Below are 17429 nucleotides of genomic sequence, written 5' to 3'. Positions count from 1 at the left end.
CGTCCGGTCCGCTCCGGTCCGCGAAGGTGGAGCCATGAACGAGATTGCGACCCAGAAGAAGTTGGTCCGGACCAGGGACGAGCGGATGATCGCCGGTGTCTGCGGCGGGATCGCGCGCTACGCCGGACTGGACCCGGTGATCATCCGGCTCGCGCTGGCGGCCTCGATCCTCCTCGGCGGCGCGGGCGTCGTGCTCTACATCGCGGCCTGGATCATCGTCCCCGAGGAGGACACGGCGACGGTGTGATCTCCTCCGTCACCTCCCCAGCCGCCTCCCCGGGCACCACATCCCCGCTCGGCACTTCCCCGGCCAGCCCATCCCGACGACAGCACCATCCCCCGCACCGAAACGACGACGCGGACTCTTCGCCGAAGAGTCCGCGTCGTCGCATGCGGGGTGCCGCTGCCGGGGTGTGCGGGTCAGCCTCGCCCGTGCGGCACCGCCCAGCCGGACGGGTCCGGCCCCTTGGGTACGACACCGGTCGGGTTGATCTTGTGGTGGGTGGCGTAGTAGTGCCGCTTGATCTGGTCGAAGTCGACGGTCTCCCCGAAGCCCGGGGTCTGGTAGAGATCGCGGGCGTACGCCCACAGCACGGGCATCTCGGTGAGCTTGTTCCGGTTGCACTTGAAGTGGCCGTGATAAACGGCGTCGAAGCGCACCAGCGTGGTGAACAGCCGCACGTCCGCCTCGGTCAGTCGGTCGCCACACAGGTAGCGCTGACCACGCAGGCGGTTCTCCAGCCAGTCCAGCCGGGCGAAGAGCCGGTCGTACGCCGCTTCGTAGGCCTCCTGCGAGGTGGCGAAGCCGCACTTGTAGACGCCGTTGTTGACGTCGTGGAAGACCAGGTCGGCAACCTCGTCGATCTCGGCTCGCAGGTCCTCCGGGTAGAGGTCGGGCGCATCCGGCCGGTGAAACGCCTTCCACTGCGTGGAGAAGTCGAGGGTGATCTGCGGATAGTCGTTGGTCACCACCTCACCGGTTCGCACGTCGACCAGGCACGGCACCGTCACCCGGCCCTGGAAGCCGGGGTCGGTGGCGTGGTAGGCCTCGGCGAGGAACTCCATACCGAGCACCGGGTCCCGTCCGCCCGGGTCGAGGGTGAACCTCCAGCCGCGTTCGTCGCGGATCGGGTCGACGGTCGCCAGGGAGATGGCGTCCTCCAGGCCGAGCAAACGACGAACGATCACCGACCGGTGCGCCCACGGGCAGGCCTTCGACCACACCAGGCGGTAGCGGCCGGGCTCCGCGGGCAGGCCGGAGGATCCGTCGGCGGTGATCCGCCCGGTGAACCGGTTGGCCTGCCGGACGAACTCTCCGCGTGCTCCGGCCTCCCGGCCGAACTGCGCGGCGCCGCCCTGGCTCGCGGTCTCGCCCTCACTGGTCCCGCTCCGGCCGGTCCCACTCCGGTCGGTCCCGCTCTGGGTGGTCCCGCTCTGGCTCTGGGTGCTGCTGGCGTCTTCGGGCATGGCCCCAGTGTTCCGGACTCAGCGGAGAGCGGCCACCGTCATCCCCGGGCTGGTGGCACCGCCACGCGAGCCGCCAGGGCTCATCGCCGCCAGTGCGTGGGGAACGTCCGCGAGGTCGATCACCGCGCCGACCAGCCGGTCCGGCCGCAGGCGTCCCGCCGTCACCAGGTCGAGCATCGCGGGGTACTCGTGGGCCTGCAGGCCGTGGCTGCCCACGACGTCGAGTTCGTACGCCACCACGCGGTCCATCGGCACCGGGGTCGGGCCGCCGAGCAGCAGGCCCACCTGGACGTGCCGCCCGCCGCGGGCCAGGCCGAGCACCGACGCCGCGCAGGTTCGCGGTGAGCCCAGGCAGTCCAGCGAGACCCGTGCTCCCCCGTCGGTGAGGTCGTGCACGACCGAGGCGACCGCGGCGGGTTCGGGGTCGACGGACGCGTCCACCACCTCCTCGGCACCCAGGGCGCGGGCGAGGTCGAGCGCGGCCGCCGAGACGTCCACCGCGACCACCCGGGCGCCCGCCGCCACGGCCACCTCGACCGCGGACAGCCCGGCACCTCCGCATCCGTGCACGGCCACCCAGTCGCCCGCGCCAACCCGGCCTTGACGCAGCACCGCCCGGTAGGCCGTACCGAACCGGCATCCCAGCCCCGCCGCGGTGGTGAACTCCAGCACGTCCGGAAGCAAGACGAGGTTGACATCGGCGTGGTCGACGATGACGTACTCGGCGAACGAACCCCACCGGGTGAAACCGGGCTGGGTCTGCCGCGCGCAGATCTGGTGGTCGCCGCGGGCGCACTGCGCGCACTGCCCACAGGCGTGGACGAACGGCGCGGTCACCCGCTGACCGGGCCGAAAGCCGCGGACCGCGGACCCGACCTCGGCGACCACGCCGGCGAACTCGTGCCCTCCGACGTGCGGCAGGCTCACGTCGGAGTCGTGTCCCTGCCAGGCGTGCCAGTCACTGCGGCACACCCCGGTCGCGGCGACCTCGACCACCGCTTCGTACGGGCCGGGCCGCGGTGAGGGCACGTCGCGTACGGAAACCGGCCCGCCGAACGTGTCGTACCAGACCGCGCGCACCTACCCGCTCACTTCCACTCGCCCGCTCACTCCCACTCCCCCGCTCACTCCCACTCGATGGTGCCGGGCGGCTTGCTGGTCACGTCGATCACGACGCGGTTGACCTCGAGGACCTCGTTGGTGATCCGGGTCGAGACGCGTTCGACCAGGTCCCACGGCAGCCGCGCCCAGTCGGCGGTCATCGCGTCCTCGCTGGTGACCGGGCGCAGCACGATCGGGTGGCCGTAGGTGCGCTGGTCGCCCTGCACACCCACCGAGCGCACGTCGGCCAGCAGCACGACGGGGAACTGCCAGATGTCGCGGTCCAGCCCGGCGGCGGTCAGCTCCTCGCGGGCGATCGCGTCCGCCCGGCGAAGGATGTCCAGGCGTTCGCGGGTGACCTCGCCGATGATCCGGATGCCGAGGCCCGGGCCGGGGAACGGCTGGCGCCAGACCATGCTCGGCGGAAGGCCGAGCTGCTCACCGACCGCGCGTACCTCGTCCTTGAACAGCGTGCGCAACGGCTCGATCAACTCGAACCGCAGGTCGTCGGGCAGTCCGCCGACGTTGTGGTGGGACTTGATGTTGGAGGCGCCCGCACCGCCGCCGGACTCGACGACGTCGGGGTAGAGCGTGCCCTGCACGAGGTAGGCCACCGCGGCCTCGCCCTCGGACAGGTCGCCGAACACCCGCACCTCGGCGGCCTCGAACGTACGGATGAACTCCCGGCCGATGATCTTGCGCTTCTGCTCCGGATCGGCCACCCCGTCCAGCGCGCCGAGGAACTGGTCGGAGGCGTCGACCACGTCCAGGTCGCTGAACACCGCCTCGAAGTCTCGCTTGACCTGCTCGGTCTCGCCGAGCCGCATCATCCCGTGGTCGACGTACACACAGGTGAGCCGGTCGCCGATGGCGCGCTCGACGATCGCGGCGGCGACCGCGGAGTCCACACCACCGGACAGCGCGCACAGGGCGCGCCCGTCTCCCACCTGTTGGCGGATCCGCTCCACCTGCTCGTCGATGATGTTGAGCATCGTCCAGGTCGGCTGGCAGCCGGCGATCTCCAGCAGGAAGTGCTCGAGCACCTTCTGCCCGTGCTCGGTGTGCAGCACCTCCGGGTGCCACTGCACGCCGGCCTGTCCCCGGGCGACGTTCTCGAACGCCGCCACCGGTGTGGTCGCCGTCGCGGCGAGTACGTCGAAGCCGTCGGGCGCCGCGGTCACCGAGTCGCCGTGCGACATCCAGACGGTGTGCTCGGCCGGCAGGTCCGCGAGCAGCGTGCCGGGCGCGGTGACGTCGACGCGGGTACGGCCGTACTCCCGAGCACCGGTGTGGGCGACCTCCCCGCCGAGGCTGCGGGCCATCGCCTGGAAGCCGTAGCAGATGCCGAACGCCGGCACCCCGGCCTCGAACAGCGCCGGATCGACCTGCGGGGCGCCCGGTGCGTAGACCGACGACGGGCCGCCGGACAGGATGATCGCCTTCGGCTTGCGGGCCAGGATCTCCGCCACCGGCGTGGTGTGCGGAACGATCTCGGAGTAGACCCGGGCCTCGCGCACCCGGCGGGCGATGAGCTGGGCGTACTGCGCGCCGTAGTCGACGACGAGAACGAGGTCGTGATCGGTCACGATGGCCTTTCGTACGGGCCTTGCACAGGCTGCGCTGACCTCGGCGAGTCTAGAGCCTGCCCTGCGGATCAGGGTCGAGTGGTGAGCGGGTCATCCGCGCCCGGTCGGTGACGGGGCAGGTGACGGACCGTGCCGTCCCGTACGCCGAAGGTATGACGACCCCGGCGACCGGACGGGCATCCTGGGCGGCCGACGCGCGCCCTGGCGACGACGCGGCGGGCCTTCACGCGCCGAAAGACTTGCCGGCATGCAGATGAACCAGACCTCCGGGCCCGGCCACGGCGCCGGCCGAGCAGGGCCACCGAAGCCCCCACGTGCGCCGTTCGTACCGGCCCTGTCCGGCCACGGCCTGGAGAAGCGATTCGGGGCGACAGTCGCCCTGGCCGACGTGAGCCTCACCGTCGGGCGGGCCGAGTCCGTGGCGATCATGGGCCCGAGCGGCTCGGGCAAGTCCACCTTGCTGCACTGCCTGGCCGGGATCATCCGGCCCGACTCCGGCGAGGTGGTTCTGCACGACGGGAGCGGTGCCGGCGGCGACGGCCGGGGCGGGCAGCGGGTGGACACCATGAGCGAGCGGGAACGCAGCCGGCTACGGCGGACGCGGTTCGGGTTCGTCTTCCAGTTCGCCCAGTTGCTGCCGGAACTACCGGCCGAGGAGAACATCGCGCTGCCGCTGATGCTGGGCGGAACGCCCCGGCGTGCGGCGGTCGCCCGGGCGCACGCCTGGGTGAAGCCGCTCGGCCTGACCGGGATGGAGAAACGGCGTCCGGGAGAGCTCTCCGGCGGCCAGGCACAACGCGTCGCCCTGGCCCGGGCGCTGGTCATCGAGCCCGCCGTGGTCTTCGCCGACGAGCCCACCGGCGCCCTGGACCAGGCGACCGGCGAGGAGACCATGCGACTGCTGGTGTCGACCAGCAGGGCGAACGGCGCCGCACTGGTGGTGGTGACGCACGACCCGAACGTCGCGGCCGCGTGCGACCGGGTCGTGGAGGTGCGCGACGGCCGGCTGCTGACGCCGGTGGGCTCCGCGGCCGGCCCGGCCGGCGGGACGGGGGCGTACCGGTGACCAGTGTCAACCTCAGCTTGCGTCTGCTGCGGGTCGGCGGCCGGCGCGGGCTGCTCGCCGTGGGCCTGACAGCCGGCGCGGTCGCCGTGTGCACGGCGCTGCTGCTCGCCGCCGTCGCCGCGAACGTCGCGTTCGCCGGCCGGGCCGACCGGGACGCCTGGCGCCATCCCGGCCACGCCGCCGCACCGGGGAAGGCGGTGGCACTGGAGGGCACCAGCCTGGACTACGTACGCGGGCAGGTGGTGACCGTGGTCGACCTGGCTGCCCTCCGTGAAACCGGCGGCACCGGTGCACTGCCCGCCCCTCCGGGCATGGCCCGCTTCCCCGCACCGGGCGAGGTCTGGATGTCGCCCGCGCTCGCCCGGCTGGTGTCCTCGTTGCCTCCGGGTCAGCTCGCCGACCGGTTCCCGGCTCGGACGCCCACCGGTCTACTGGGCGCCGACGCCTTGGTCCACGGCGGCGAGCTCGTCGCGGTCGTCGGACGGCACGCGAACGACCCGGCCATGCACGGTGACCGCAGCGACCTGGCCGACGCCACCAGCCCGGCGCCGATCGCGTCCTTCACCGACGGGCGGCCCAACTACGCCGCCGGCTTCTACCGCATCCTCACCGGGCTGGCCACCGTCCTGCTCGGCGTACCTCTGCTCGTCTTCGGCGGCGCCGCCGCCCGGCTCACCGTGGCCCGTCGCGACCAGCGGCTCGCGGCCCTGCGACTTGTCGGTGCCACCCCCGGCCAGGTGGTCGCGATGACGGTGGCCGAGTCGATGGTGACGGCGTTGGCCGGCGCCCTCGCCGGGTCGCTGTTGTACGTCGCGATGATTCCGGGGCTGACCCGGATCTCGATCTCCGGCGGCACGTGGGCGGCCGGCGACCTGTGGGTCGGCGTACAACTGATCCTCGCCGTCGTGGCCGCGGTGGTCGTCCTCGTCGGCGTGAGTGCGGTCGCAGGCCTGCGCCGGGTCGTGGTCAGCCCGCTGGGCGTCGCCCGGCGGCAGACGCCACCGGGCCTGCGTGCTGTCCGGGTCATCGCCTTCGTGGCGGCGGTGCTGGGATTCCTCTTCGCCAGCAAGCTGTTGCAGGGCTCGGTCGCCACCGTCTTCACGGTGATCGTGGTGATGCTCGCCGTCGGGTTCTGGACGCTCAACCTGGTCGGCCCCTGGGTGGTCGGCCTGATCGGCCGGATCGCGGCCGCCGGCGCTCGCCGGCCGGCCCGGCTGCTCGCGGGACGCCGGCTCATGGACGACCCACGTGCGGCCTGGCGAACGGTGAACGGCATCGCGCTGACCGGGTTCGTCGCCGGCTTCACCGTGCTCCTGAACCCCGGGCCGGGCGGGCTCGGCCATTCCACCGACCAGCAGTTGCGGGCCAGGGTTCCGGCCCAGCACGCGACCGCGGTGGTCGCGGACGCCCGGGAGCGGCTGGCCGGGATTCCGGCCGCTCGCGTACGGCTCACCGAACCGGAAGGGGCCGGGAAGAGCGCACCTTCCTACCGTTCGGTGGTCGTCAAGGTGCCCGGCGGACAGGAGCGAACGGACGAGGCACGTACGGCACTCGCCGGGCTGGTACCCGGCCGGCCGTTCGCCGGCCCGGCGGACGCCGACCGCGGCGGCGAGCAGATGCTGGCCGACATCCAGACGGGTTCGCGCACCGTCCTGTTCGCGTCGTTCCTGCTGGGCACGGTCAGCGCCGGCATCAGCGGCGTCTCCTCGATCCTGGACCGGCGGCAGACGTTCGCTCTGTTGCGGCTGGCGGGGACCCCACTGCGGGTACTGGACGCCGCCAGGCGCCGCGAGACGCTCATCCCGCTGGTGGTGATGGGCGGCGGTGCGCTGGTGACGGGACTGGTGATGGCCGCGCCGTTCGCGCTGGCCAACCCGGTGCGACCCGAAGGGCTGGTGACGCTCGCCCTCACCGTGCTCGGCGGACTCGGCGCGGTGATCGGCGCCAGTGAGCTGAGCCGGCCGTTCCTGCGCGCGGTCACGACCGACCCCGCACCACGTCCGGACTGACCGCTTCGACAGGTGCGGCAGCCGGAACGACACAGTGGCCGGAACGACGGAGTGGCCGGAACGGTCCGCAACTCATGCGAACCAGGGCGTAACCGGATGCGAACTCGGTCGTTCATCCACCAGACGGTGTACTCCGGGCAACCGGACAACGCCGTCAGTGCGGCGGGAACCGCTCGCGGCCTCGCGGACCGTCGCACCGGAGGACCCGGCTCCCCGCCTGCTGGAGCCGGGTCCTCCCACGTTCGGCATCATGTGCACAGCCCCGTGCCGGGACCTGTGCTGGGACAGGTCCCGAGACATGGTTGAGACGCGTTCGGGGCAGCCGAAACGGAACCCACACCAGGAACGAGACGTCAGAACCGGCATGATGCTTTCCGTACTTCGACGCGGTGCGCCACTGGCCGCACTCATGGGGGTTCTCGTTCTCGGCATGGCAGCATGCGGGACCGAGCGAGCGCCGACCACGGAGGCACAGGCAACGTCCACGCCCACCAACAGCGCACACCCGACCCCGGGACCCACCATGAACTCCTCGCTCTCGCTGCACCGCACGGGTGGTGTCGCCGGCTTCAACGACAAGCTCGTGGTCGACGCCGACGGCAGCGCCACCCTCACCAGCCGGGGCAAGGAGCCCTTCACGTGCAGCGTGAAGTCGGCGACGATGACCCGGATCGCCGCGGCCGCGAACCGGGCCGAGAAGGCTCCCCGGCCCAAGGCGGAGCCGGACACCAAGCGGAAGCTGCGGACGCCCACCCCCGACGCGATCCACCTCTATCTCACCGTGGGCGACGAGCAGGTCTCCTACGAGGACGCCAAGGGCGCCGACCAGTCCTACCGCGACCTGTTCGACCTGATGAACGACGTGATGAGCTCCGCCTCCACGCTGCGCAAGGGCGGCGGCGCGGCACAGGCCGGATCCGTCTGCTCGTAGGTCCTGCACCGCCGGCCGCGGGCGGGTGTCACCCTCCGAGTGTCAACCCCGGCTTGCCCGCCGCGGCGCGGTGAGGCGCAGGGCACCGGGCGCGCCGGCCGGCACGACCGGACGATGCGGTGCCACCGGGTCGATCCGTTGGTACTCCCCACCGAGCTCCGGTCGCGGGTCCGTGTCACCCCTGTTGGGCCAGTACGACACCGCCCGCTCCGCCTGCGCGGTGATCGTCAAGGACGGGTTGACACCCAGGTTCGCCGACACGGCGGCTCCGTCGAGCACGTGCAGTCCGGGATGTCCGTACACCCGTTGGTAGCCGTCCACGACACCGTGCTCGGCGTCCGTGCCGATCACACAGCCGCCGATGATGTGCGCGGTGATCGGCCGGTCGAACACCTCACCGACGGTGCCGCCCGGCGTCCCTCCCACGAGTTCGGCCAGGCGGCGAACGACCTGGTTGGCCACCGGGATCCAGGTCGGGTTGGGCTCGCCGTGTCCCTGCCGGGAGGTGAGCCGCCAACCGAAGGCGCCGCGCCGCAGCCGTACGGTCAGGGAGTTGTCCAGTGACTGCATGACCAGCGCGATGACCGTGCGTTCGGACCAGTGCCGCAGGTTGGCCAGCCGGGCCAGGTCGCCCGGATGGCGGGCGACCTCACGCAGCCACGTCCGCCAGCGGCGGCCCCCATCGCCGCCGTCGGTGAGCACCGTCTGGAGCAACCCCATCGCGTTGCTGCCGTGGCCGTACCTCACCGGCTCGATGTGCGTGTGCGGATCCGGGTGGAACGACGAGGTGATCGCGACCCCGCGCGAGTAGTCGGTCTCGCGCCCCCTCGCGATCGCGCCCAGAATCGACTCGGAGTTGGTCCGGGTCAGCACACCCAGCCGGTCGGACAGGTTGGGCAGCCGGCCCTCGGCCTTCATCCGGTGCAGGAGCCGCTGGGTGCCGAGCGCGCCGGCCGCGAACACCACCTGGTCGGCGTGGAACGTACGCGGCGCCCAGTCGCGCCGCAGGCGGCGCCGGCGCGGCATCCCACCGGGCGTCGGCTCGGTGTCCACGGCGTACCCGCCGCCGGCCAAGGGGCGTACCGCCGTCACGGTGGTGAGCGGATGCACCTTCGCACCGGCCTCCTCGGCGAGGTACAGATAGTTGGTCGTCAGGGTGTTCTTGGCGTTGTGGCGGCAGCCGGTCATGCACTCACCGCACTCGATGCAGGAGCGGCGGCGAGGTCCCGCACCGCCGAAGTAGGGGTCGTCGACCTCGGTGCCGGGCGGCGTGCCGGGAGTACCGAAGAACACCCCGACCGGTGTCTGCCGGAAGGTGTCGCCCACGCCCATCTCCTCGGCGACCTTGCGCATCACCACGTCGGAGGGTGTCATGGTCGGGTTGACAGTGACGCCGAGCATCCGCTTGGCCTGGTCGTAGTGGGGGGCGAGCTCGGCCCGCCAGTCGGCCAGCCCGCGCCACTGCGGGTCGTCGTAGAACTCCGCCAGGGGTTCGTACAACGTGTTGGCGTAGACCAGCGAACCACCGCCGACGCCCGCACCGGACAGCACCAGAACGTCACGCAGCAAGGTGATTCGCTGGATGCCGAGGCAGCCGAGCCGGGGCGCGAAGAGGAAGTCGCGCAGTTGCCAGGACGTGCGCGGCAGTGCCCGTACGCCGTCGTCCCCGGAGACCCCGGCGACCCCCGCGCCGGCACCGCGCGATCCGTCGGTGCCGTGGTCGGCGGTGCTCTTGTCCGCGAACCTCGCGCCGGCCTCGAGCACACCGACCCGATAGCCCTTCTCCGTGAGCCGCAGCGCCGCGACACTTCCGCCGAAGCCGGAGCCGATCACCACGACGTCGTAGTGCTGCATGGCCGGGTCGCGACGCGGGCGGATCACTTGTGGCCACCCTTCCGCATCGCCCGCAGCGCGAGGGTGAGCCCGCGGGCGAACGCGTCGTAGGACGTTGCGGCCGGCGGCGTCATCGGCACCCGTTGCACCGCGATGGTCTGGGCCTCGGTGTACTTCAACAGCCCCTCTGCTCCGTGCCGGCGTCCCATCCCGGAGTCGCCGACGCCGCCCATGGGCGCGTCCACGCTCCCCCATGCCGCGGCGTACGCCTCGTTGACGTTGACCGTGCCGACGTGCAGGCGTTCGCCGACCGCACCGGCCCGGCGTACGTCGCGGCCGTAGACCGCGGCGTTCAGCCCGAATGCGGTGTCGTTGGCGCGCGCCACCGCTTCGTCCTCGTCGGCGACGGGGTAGACCGACACGACCGGGCCGAACGTCTCCTCGGCGAAGCAGGTCATGTCCGGGGTCACCTCCGCGAGGACGGTGGGAGCGAAGAAGTACGGTCCCAGGTCGGGCCTCGCGACCCCGCCGGTGAGAACCCGCGCGCCCTTGTCCCTCGCGTCCTCGACGTGCGCGGTGACGGTGCACAGCTGGTCGGCGGAGATGAGCGACCCCATGTCCGGACCGAAGTCCAGCCCCGGGCCGACCCGCATCGCCTCCACCCGGGCCACCAGGCGTTCGACGAACCGGTCGTACACGGCAGCCGCGACGTAGAGGCGTTCGATCGAGATGCACAGCTGGCCGGCGTTGGAGAAGCATCCCCGCACCGCGCCCTCGGCGGCGACGTCCAGGTCGGCGTCGTCGAGGACCAGCATGGCGTTCTTGCCCCCGAGCTCCATGGTGGCCCCGATCAGCCGCTCACCGCACCGGGCGGCCACCGAGCGCCCGGTCTGTGTTGATCCGGTGAAGCAGACGAAGTCGGAGTGGTCGATCAGGGCGTTCCCGATGGAGGAACCCGCACCCACCACCACCTGCCACAGGTCGGGCGGCAGGCCGGCATCGGCGACCAGTTCGGCGGCGGCCAGGGCACACAGCGCGGTGAGGCTGGCCGGCTTGGTGACCACGGCGTTGCCGGCCACCAGCGCGGGCAACGCGTCGGAGATCGCCAGCGTGAACGGGTAGTTCCAGGGGGCGATGACGCCGACGACTCCCTTGGGGTGGCGCAGCTCGGTGGCCCGGGTGAGGAACGGGAACATGCCCGCCCGCCTGGTCGGCAGCAGGTGCTGCGGGGCGACCCGGGCGTAGTAGCGCGCGGTGTTCGCGACGTCCGCCAACTCCTCGAACGCGTGCTTGCGGGCCTTCCCGGACTCCCACTGCACGAGGTCCAGCAGGTCGCGCTGCCGGTCGAGCACCAGGTCGTGCACCCGCAGCAGGAGGTCGGCACGCTCGGCCACCGGCACCTGAGCCCATTCCGCCTGCGCCGCGCGGGCCCGGGAGAACGCCTCCGCAACGTCGCCGGTGGTCGACACCGGCACCTGGCCCAGGGGCTTGCCGGTCAGAGGCGAAACGGCGTCGAGGGTCTCCCCCGACGTCGCGAACACCCGTCCGGTGAGCTCGGCCACCCGGCCGGAGGTGAGTTCGCGCGCGGAGGTGGGTTCGGTCATGGTGCCAGCCTAGGCGGGGCGGGGGCGCTCATGACGCGGATCATCGCGCGGATCATCGCGCGGATCGTCGCGCGGGTCATGACGCGGATCATCGCGCGGACCGGGCGAGTGGGTGATCAGGGTCACCGCCGGCCGCGCCGCGCACGGGAGCCCCGCGCTCGGCCGCGACCTCCTCGGCGCAGACCCGGGCCAGCGCCTCCACGGCGGTGGCCATCCCGGACAGAACGTCGTCGTCCAGCCGGGCGAACATCCTGCGCTGGTACGCCCGGCGCACCTCGTCCACGTCCCCGAGCAGAGTCCGTCCGGCGTCGGTGAGATCCACCCGCCGGACGCGGCGGTCGTGGCCGTCCGGGATGCGGTGGACCAGGCCGCGAGCCTGCAGCCGGTCGACGATCCCGGTGAGCGTCGTGGGGCCCACGCCGAGCGCGTCGGCCAGGTCGTGCGCCGACAGCGCCCCGGACGCGCCGAGAACGAAAAGTGCCCGCAGCTGGGTCATCGTGAGGTCCACTGAGAGCAGATCCGGACCGCACAGCCGCAGCAAGGACTGACGGAAATCGTCCTCAGCCGCCTCGATCCGGGCAATCAGCCCGGCTCTGTACTCCACGCCGCGTACCCCCTTCTCGTCCCTACGGAGGATCTTCTCCGGTAAGACCCTGATATAGCTCGTCTGACGACGATATTCCGTCCGAGGCGAAGTATTCTCGGCAACGGCCAGACCCGGCCGCCCAACCAGCACGTCGTGCCGCCGGGGCAGCAGCTAGCTCGTCCGAGGGGAAGCCATGTTCAGACTGGCCAGACTGAGTCTCGCCTACCGGAGCCTCGTCGCCCTGGTTTCGGTCGCCATCCTCGGCTTCGGCCTGGTCGCCACCGGCGCGCTGAAGCAGGAGCTCATCCCGAGCCTGGAGATCCCCGGCGCCTACATAAGCACCGTCTACCCGGGCGCCTCGCCGGAGATCGTCGAACGCGAGGTCACCAAGCCGATCGAGTCCGCGGTCGCCGGCGTCGACGGCCTGGACAAGACCACCTCCACCTCCAGCGACGGCTTCTCCCTCGTTCAGGCCGACTTCACCTACGGCACCGACATCGGCCGCGCCGTGCAGAACATCCAGCAGTCGATCAACCGGCTGTCCGCACAGCTGCCCAGCGACGTCCAGCCGACCGTGCAGGCCGGCAGCTTCAACGACCTGCCCGTCGTCCTGCTCGCGGTCAGCTCCGACCAGAGCCAGCAGGACCTCGCCCGCGCGCTGGACGACCGGGTGGTTCCCGAGCTGGACAAGATCGCCGACGTACGCCAGGTGATGGTGACCGGTGTGCGCGACCGGCAGGTCTCGGTCACCGTGGACGAGAAGAAGCTGGCCGACCGCAGGGTCAGCCTGCAGGGCGTGATCGGCGCGCTGCAGGCCAACGGCGTCGACGTGCCGGGCGGGCAGTTCGACTCCGGCGACCGGTCCCTGTCGGTGTCCGTGGGATCGCCGTTCACCTCGGTCGCGGACATCCGCAACCTCCCGGTGCTGCCGGGCGGCGGCGTGGGCGGTGCCGCCGGGGGCGGGGGCGGCGCCGGCGGGCCGGCCGGTGCGGGTGGCACCGGACAGCCCTCCGGTGGGCAGCCGGGCAGCGGCTCCGCGTCCGGGTCCGGCACCGGGTCCGCCGGGTCTGCCTCGCAGTCCGCTGGATCCGCGGGTGCGGCCGGTGCGGCCGGTGCGGCCAGTCAGGCGGCTCCGGCCGCCCCGACGCCGGTGAAGCTCTCCGACGTGGCCACCGTCAAGGAGAAGCTGGCGCCGACGAGTTCGATCACCCGCACCAACGGCCGGCCGACCCTCGGCATCGCGGTCACCAAGACCTCCGACGGCAACACCGTCGCGGTGTCCCACGCGGTCCAGGACCGCCTGGACGAACTGCGTACCTCCATCGGCGGCAACGCCAAGCTGACAGTGGTGTTCGACCAGGCGCCGTTCATCGAGGACTCGATCCACGGGCTCACCACCGAGGGCGCGATCGGTCTGCTGTTCGCCGTCCTGGTGATCCTGGTCTTCCTGCTGTCCCTGCGGTCGACGCTGGTCACCGCCGTGTCCATCCCGTTCTCGCTGCTGGTCGCGATGCTCGGGCTCTACGCCGGCGGCTACTCCCTCAACATCCTCACGCTCGGCGCGCTCACCGTCGCCATCGGCCGCGTGGTCGACGACTCGATCGTCGTACTCGAGAACATCAAACGGCACCTCGGCTATGGCGAGGACAAGCTCCGGGCGATCCTGGACGCCGTGCGCGAGGTGGCCGGCGCGGTCACCGCGTCCACGGTCACCACGGTCGGCGTCTTCGCCCCGATCGCGTTCGTGGGCGGCCAGGTCGGCGAGCTGTTCCGGCCGTTCGCCGCCACGGTGAGCATCGCGCTGGCCGCGTCGTTGCTGGTGTCGCTGACGATCATCCCGGTCCTCGCGTACTGGTTCCTGCGCCGCCCCACCATCGACGCCGGCGACGAGGAGCGGGTACGCGCCGAGGCGGTGGCCAGGGAACGCCGCAACCCGCTGCAGCGCGCGTACGTTCCGGTGATCAGCTGGACCACCCGGCACAAGGTGATCACCCTGCTGGTCGGCGTCCTCGTGTTCGCCGGGACGATCGGCGCCGCGCCGCTGCTGAAGACCAACTTCCTCGACGACAGCGGGCAGAACACCGTCACCGTCAACCAGGCCATGCCGGTCTCCTCCTCCCTGGCCGCCACCGACACCGCGGCCAGGAAGGTGGAGAAGGTCATCGCCGGCCTGGACGAGGTGGAGTCGTACCAGACGACCGTGGGTACGGCGGAGTTCGGCAGCTTCTCCACCGGTGGGCGCACCAACCAGGCGACGTTCTCCCTCACCACGAAGGACGACATCGACCAGACGGTCTTCCGCGACCGGCTGCGCAAGGACCTCGATCGTCTCCGCGGCGTCGGGACGCTCACGGTCGAGGGCGCACAGTCCGGGCCGCCCGGGTCCAGCAATCTCGAGGTCGAGGTCACCGCACCCACCACCGCGGCACTGCGTACCGCCGCGGCGCAGGTGGAGAAGGCGGTCCGCGGTGTGGACGGCGCCTCCGACGTGACCAACAACCTCAGCTCGGAACGCCCGACCGTCCAGGTCGAGGTGGACCGGGCGAAGGCCGCCGCGGCCGGGCTGTCGGAGGCCCAGGTCGGGCAGGCCGTACGCCAGACGTTCGAGGGACAGCAGGCGGGCACCGTCACCCTGGACTCCGAGCAGAGCGACGTGATGGTCTACGCCGGCACCACGCCCAAGGACCTCGCGGCCATGCGCCGCCTGCCGTTGCCCACGCCGCTCGGGACCACCGTGCGGCTGGACTCGGTGGCCAAGGTGTCCGAGGTCGCCAAGGCCGCACAGCTCACCCGGACCGACGGCCGGCGTACAGCCACCATCTCCGCCACCCCGAACACCTCCAACGTCGGCAAGGTCTCCACCGACCTCAAAACCGCCCTGAGCAAGCTGAAGTTGACAGGTGGCGCGACCTACAAGCTGGGCGGGGTGAGCTCTGAGCAGAGCGACGCGTTCGGCCAGCTCGGGATAGCGATGCTCGCCGCCATCGCGATCGTCTTCCTGGTCATGGTGGCGACGTTCCGCAGCATCGTGCAGCCGCTGATCCTGCTGGTGTCCGTGCCGTTCGCGGCCACCGGCGCGCTGGGGCTGCTGCTCGCGACCGACACCGCGCTCGGCGTACCCGCCCTGATCGGCATGCTGATGCTGGTCGGCATCGTGGTCACCAACGCGATCGTGCTGATCGACCTGATCAACCAGTACCGCGACCGGGGCATGAGCGTGCGCGAGGCGGTGATCGAGGGTGGCCGTCGGCGGTTGCGGCCGATCCTGATGACCGCGCTGGCGACCATCTGTGCGCTGGTGCCGATGTCGCTCGGCCTCACCGGTGGCGGGGTGTTCATCTCCCAGCCGCTGGCGATCGTGGTGATCGGCGGCCTGGTCAGCTCCACCCTGCTGACCCTGGTGCTGGTGCCGACGCTCTACACGCTGGTGGAGGAGTTCAAGGAACGCCGCCGCCGGCGCCGTGGAACCGACACCCGCGAGAGCGACGTGACGCGGCTGGACGGCGCGCCGCGGCGCAACGGGGCGCACGCGGGACAGGCACGCGAGGACGAGTACGCCGACGAGAGCGAGTACGCACTTGCCGGCGGGCATGCGGGTGGGCACGTCCGGAGCACGCACGCCGCGGCACACCACCACGCCGCGCACAGCCACCTGACCGACCGAGGTGGGCACGACGGCGAGGACGCGGCCGTGCGCGCCAACGGCGTTCCCGCTCGCGGCGGGGCCGGGAACGGCTCGCCTGCTCCGGCCGACACCTCCGGGGCTGCGATGGCCGGCAGCGCGGCCGGTGTGGCCGGGGCGGTGGCAGGCAGCGCGGTCACGACGGTGAACGCCAACCGTTCCCCGTCCGCGGACGGCGCCGGCCCCGGAGAGCCTGTCCGGGTCCAGGTGGAGGTCGTCGTACGTACGGTTCCCTCCGAACCGGACAACCGTCCCTCGACCGACGGCTGACCCGGCGCTGCCTTACCGAGCTGGGCCGGATTCTTCCGCGGAACAATTTGGGGGCGCCGGTCGGGAAGTGTGGAGACTTACGGGGGTCGGAGCCCCCGTAAGTCTCCACACTTCGCCCCAACGACAGAACCGCCCCCGACCTTGCTCAGGTCGGGGGCGGATGGCGCGCTTGTGAGGTTGCGAGTTACTGGACGACGACCTCGATGCGCTGGAACTCCTTGAGGTCGGTGTAACCCGTGGTCGCCATCGCCCGGCGCAGCGCGCCGACGAGGTTCATGGTGCCGTCGGAACGCCGGGACGGCCCGAAGAGGATCTCCTCCAACGTGCCGATCGTGCCCACCTCGACGCGGGCTCCGCGCGGCAGTTCGCCGTGGTGGGCCTCCAGACCCCAGTGGAACCCGTGCCCGGGCGCCTCCTTCGCTCGGGCCAGCGGCGAGCCGAGCATCACCGCGTCCGCCCCGCAGGCGACCGCCTTGGCGAGGTCACCGGACCGGCCGACCGAACCGTCGGCGATCACGTGGACGTAGCGGCCGCCGGACTCGTCCAGGTAGTCGCGACGTGCAGCCGCGACGTCGGCCACCGCCGACGCCATGGGTACGGCGACGCCGAGGACGCTGCGGGTGGTGTGTGCGGCACCGCCGCCGAAGCCGACCAGGACGCCGGCCGCGCCGGTCCGCATCAGGTGCAGCGCCGCCTGGTACGTCGCGCACCCGCCGACCACGACGGGCACGTCCAGCTCGTAGATGAACTGCTTGAGGTTGAGCGGCTCGATCTGGGAGGAGACGTGTTCGGCGGAGACGGTCGTACCGCGGATCACGAAAATGTCCACGCCGGCGTCGACCACGGTCTTCCACAGCTGCTTGGTCCGCGGCGGCGACAGAGCACCGGCCACGGTGACACCGGCGGCGCGGATCTCGGCCAGCCGGGCGGTGATCAGGTCCGGCTTGATCGGCTCGTCGTAGATCTGCTGCATCCGCGCCGTGGCGGCGTCGGGGTCCAGCTCGGCGATCTCGGCGAGCAGCGGCTCGGGGTCCTCGTAGCGGGTCCACAGGCCCTCGAGGTTGAGGACGCCGAGCCCGCCGCGGCGGCCGAGCTCGATCACCGTGCTCGGTGAGGCCACCGAGTCCATCGGCGCGGCGATCACCGGCATCTCGAAGCGGTAGGCGTCGATCTGCCAGGCGGTCGACACCTCCTCAAAGTCGCGGGTGCGCCGGCTGGGCACGATCGCGATGTCGTCGAAGGAGTACGCCCGGCGACCGCGCTTGCCACGGCCGATCTCGATCTCGGTCACGGG

General features: G+C 71.8%; 12 protein-coding genes. 5 read left to right on the top strand and 7 right to left on the bottom strand.

Annotated features, from left to right (window positions below; translation table 11 throughout):
• Positions 1-34 precede the first annotated feature (34 nt).
• Complete coding sequence (locus ABZV93_RS01955) at positions 35-247, top strand: PspC domain-containing protein (RefSeq protein WP_354928753.1); 213 nt, start codon at positions 35-37, stop codon at positions 245-247.
• A 173-nt stretch (positions 248-420) separates the two neighbouring features.
• On the opposite strand, the gene ABZV93_RS01950 is transcribed toward ABZV93_RS01955, so the two are convergent.
• Genes ABZV93_RS01950 through guaA form a run of 3 tightly spaced genes read right to left on the bottom strand, consistent with a single transcriptional unit; the run spans position 421 to position 4157 of the window.
• Complete coding sequence (locus tag ABZV93_RS01950) at positions 421-1467, bottom strand: glutathione S-transferase family protein (protein ID WP_354928750.1); 1047 nt, start codon at positions 1465-1467, stop codon at positions 421-423.
• A gap of 18 nt (positions 1468-1485) precedes the next feature.
• Entirely contained in the window at positions 1486-2547 is a 1062-nt protein-coding gene (locus ABZV93_RS01945; protein WP_354928747.1) for an alcohol dehydrogenase catalytic domain-containing protein, read from the bottom strand.
• Between the two features lie 44 nt (positions 2548-2591).
• Positions 2592-4157, bottom strand: coding sequence for a glutamine-hydrolyzing GMP synthase (guaA, locus tag ABZV93_RS01940; protein WP_354929738.1), 1566 nt, complete (start codon positions 4155-4157; stop codon positions 2592-2594).
• Between the two features lie 244 nt (positions 4158-4401).
• Between guaA and ABZV93_RS01935 the strand changes: the two genes are divergently transcribed.
• From ABZV93_RS01935 to ABZV93_RS01925, 3 genes are all read left to right on the top strand, one after another.
• Positions 4402-5220 carry an ABC transporter ATP-binding protein gene (locus ABZV93_RS01935; RefSeq protein ID WP_354928744.1) on the top strand — a complete coding sequence of 273 codons (819 nt, stop codon included), beginning with the start codon at positions 4402-4404 and terminating at the stop codon, positions 5218-5220.
• Positions 5217-7229, top strand: coding sequence for an FtsX-like permease family protein (locus tag ABZV93_RS01930; protein WP_354928741.1), 2013 nt, complete (start codon positions 5217-5219; stop codon positions 7227-7229). The genes ABZV93_RS01935 and ABZV93_RS01930 overlap by 4 nt, the downstream gene beginning before the upstream one ends.
• Before the next feature lie 523 nt (positions 7230-7752).
• Entirely contained in the window at positions 7753-8160 is a 408-nt protein-coding gene (locus ABZV93_RS01925; RefSeq protein WP_354928738.1) for a hypothetical protein, read from the top strand.
• A gap of 42 nt (positions 8161-8202) precedes the next feature.
• On the opposite strand, the gene ABZV93_RS01920 is transcribed toward ABZV93_RS01925, so the two are convergent.
• The 3 genes from ABZV93_RS01920 to ABZV93_RS01910 form a co-directional block, all read right to left on the bottom strand.
• Positions 8203-10014 (bottom strand): GMC family oxidoreductase, encoded by a 1812-nt coding sequence (locus tag ABZV93_RS01920; RefSeq protein WP_354929735.1) that lies wholly within the window; start codon positions 10012-10014, stop codon positions 8203-8205.
• Between the two features lie 23 nt (positions 10015-10037).
• Positions 10038-11597 (bottom strand): succinic semialdehyde dehydrogenase, encoded by a 1560-nt coding sequence (locus tag ABZV93_RS01915; protein ID WP_354928735.1) that lies wholly within the window; start codon positions 11595-11597, stop codon positions 10038-10040.
• Positions 11598-11685: 88 nt separating this feature from the next.
• Entirely contained in the window at positions 11686-12201 is a 516-nt protein-coding gene (locus ABZV93_RS01910; protein ID WP_354928732.1) for a MarR family transcriptional regulator, read from the bottom strand.
• A 175-nt stretch (positions 12202-12376) separates the two neighbouring features.
• On the opposite strand from ABZV93_RS01910, the gene ABZV93_RS01905 reads away from it, so the two are divergent.
• Positions 12377-16135, top strand: a complete 3759-nt coding sequence (locus tag ABZV93_RS01905) for an efflux RND transporter permease subunit (RefSeq protein WP_354928729.1) — start codon at positions 12377-12379, stop codon at positions 16133-16135.
• Between the two features lie 184 nt (positions 16136-16319).
• On the opposite strand, the gene ABZV93_RS01900 is transcribed toward ABZV93_RS01905, so the two are convergent.
• Positions 16320-17426: a GuaB3 family IMP dehydrogenase-related protein gene (locus tag ABZV93_RS01900; protein ID WP_354928726.1), complete on the bottom strand. Its 1107-nt coding sequence runs from the start codon at positions 17424-17426 to the stop codon at positions 16320-16322.
• Positions 17427-17429: the final 3 nt, after the last annotated feature.

The sequence above is a fragment of the Actinopolymorpha sp. NPDC004070 genome (genome assembly GCF_040610475.1).
Classification (GTDB): Bacteria; Actinomycetota; Actinomycetes; order Propionibacteriales; family Actinopolymorphaceae; genus Actinopolymorpha.
Note: the sequence above shows the minus strand (reverse complement) of the source record. Positions and strands in the feature narration are given on the sequence as shown.